Below are 1,987 nucleotides of genomic sequence, written 5' to 3'. Positions count from 1 at the left end.
TGCGGGCGAGGCGTTGGGCATTGTTCAGGGCTTGGCCGGACAGGCGGATTTCCCCGGCCTGGGGCTGGTTCAGTCCCGCCAGCACCCGCGCCAGGGTTGTCTTGCCCGTGCCGTTGGGGCCGATCAGGGCCGTGATACCGGCGGGCAGGCTCATACGGGCATTTTTATACAGAGGCTGCCCGCCTTTGTGGGCGTAGGTCAGGCCGTGTACGTCCACAATTTTTTCGTCCGCTTCTGAAGCGGAAGGCAGCAGAGGGCGGGCGTCAGGCACGCAGGCCTGACGCAGGCCATAGCGGGCGCGCAGCGCATCGTCGTGGAGGAGGGAAAAATCACCTTGCGCCTGAATGAGGCCGTCCTGCATGATCACGACCCTGTCGGCCACGTCGGCCAGCCAGTACAGGCGGTGGTCCACGACCAGAATAGCCATGCCCTTCCGCTTGAGTTCGCCGAGACGCAGGGCCAGTTCTGCCGTGGATTCCGGATCAAGGTTGGCGGTAGGCTCGTCCAGAATGAGCGCCTGCGGGTTTTGCGTCCACAGGACGGCAAGTCCCACTTTCTGCTTCTGGCCTTCGGAAAGCTCGTGAATGGATGCGCCGAGCAGCGATTCCAGACCAAAATGGCGCACGGCGCCGTTGACGGCCTCATGCATCTGCGGCACGGGCATCCCCTGCCATTCCAGGGCAAAGGACAGTTCGTCCTCCACATTGAGGGCAAAAAACTGCTGCTCGGGGTCCTGAAAAAGGGTTCCGGCCTGACGTGCCAGCCGGGGCAGGCCCTGTTCTGTGGTCGGCGTGCCGTTGACCAGAACGCGGCCTTCCAGCGTCCCCTCAAAATGCAGGGGGCACAGGCCGTTTGCCAGACGGATGAGGGTGGATTTGCCGCAGCCGCTGGCTCCGGTGCAAAGCACAAGCTCCCCCGGCCTGACTTCAAGCGAGATGTTGCTCACTGCGGGCCGCTGCTGGAAGGGATAGGTGTAGCTCACATTTTCAAAACGCAGCATCAGCGCATACCTCCTGCCGGGCCGCCCAGAATGAACTGACATACGCCCGCGCCGGTGATGACAAGCACGGCAGCCGCTATGAGCAGGCTGTCGCTGCGGGTCCAGGCTTTCTTGCGGTAGGGGGTAAGGCTTTCGCCCATGCCAAGGCCCTTGAGTTCCGCCGCAATGCCCAGGTCTTCCGAGGTGCGCAGCGAGCGGAAAAGCAGAGGGGTGAACAAAAGGCGCAGGCTGAGCACCGGATGGCGGGTCAGGGTCCAGGGGTTCAGGCGGTAGCCGCGCAGCTTGAGAGATTCCGTTACCTGTTTGACGTCATTTATAAAGGTGGGAATAAACCGGATAATGACCGCCGAGGGCAGGTAGATGCAAAAGGGCAGGCGCAGGCCGCGCAGGGCATCCAGCAGGTTCTGTACCCGGCTTGAAAGCGCAAGGGGCAGCACTACATGCATCATGGTGAGCATGCGCAGAAAGGGAATGGTCAGCGAGGCGTAATGCATGTTGCCCATGAGCCTGGGCGATATGCGGCCCATAACCCACACACAGCCGAGGGCCATGAGACACATGACGGCCATAACGGCATAGGCCACAAGAAGGGCCTTGGGCCGGCGCATGAAAAGCGCGTAGCACAGTGATGCCCCCGCCAGAACAAGCTGCCCCGCAAGGTTTGAAACGGCCAGCGTGCCTATGGACGCAAGAAGGCTCACCGCGAGCTTGGCCCGCACATCTGCCTCATAAAGCCAGCCTTGCGGCAACGGGGTATTACTGGCGTACAATGCCTGCATGGCGCAGCTCCCTTACGGCTCCCACACCGGTAAAAAGACCCATGACGGCGCCGAGGTAGCCCAGGGTCACCACAGGAATGGCGGCCATGAGCATGGCGGGATTTTCCCGCATGAACAGCCACGAGACGCCAAGCGAGCAGACGCGGAACAGAATGTCGAACACGGCCACGGCCACCAGCGGCCCCCAGGGCCTTGCGTAGCCGCCAAG

General features: G+C 62.4%; 2 protein-coding genes and 1 pseudogene. All 3 read right to left on the bottom strand.

Going from position 1 to position 1,987, the window contains the following annotated elements; genetic code table 11:
• A partial coding sequence (locus tag V6C07_RS06035) for an ABC transporter ATP-binding protein (protein WP_333535458.1) occupies positions 1-1,000 on the bottom strand: 1,000 nt, incomplete at its 3' end.
• Positions 1,000-1,779, bottom strand: a complete 780-nt coding sequence (locus tag V6C07_RS06030; RefSeq protein WP_333535457.1) for an energy-coupling factor transporter transmembrane component T family protein — start codon at positions 1,777-1,779, stop codon at positions 1,000-1,002. The genes V6C07_RS06035 and V6C07_RS06030, both read right to left, overlap by 1 nt.
• A pseudogene (locus tag V6C07_RS06025) lies at positions 1,757-1,987 on the bottom strand (hypothetical protein); the annotation flags it as partial. The gene V6C07_RS06030 and the pseudogene V6C07_RS06025, both read right to left, overlap by 23 nt.

Source organism: Desulfovibrio sp. 1214_IL3152 (assembly GCF_036763055.1).
Lineage (GTDB): Bacteria > Desulfobacterota > Desulfovibrionia > Desulfovibrionales > Desulfovibrionaceae > Desulfovibrio.
This window is presented reverse-complemented; position numbering and strand designations above follow the sequence as displayed.

What these genes read in the sequence shown, in the direction of transcription:
- V6C07_RS06030 (WP_333535457.1), bottom strand. Translation starts at nt 1,779, where the DNA reads ATGCAGGCATTGTACGCCAGTAATACCCCGTTGCCGCAAGGCTGGCTT.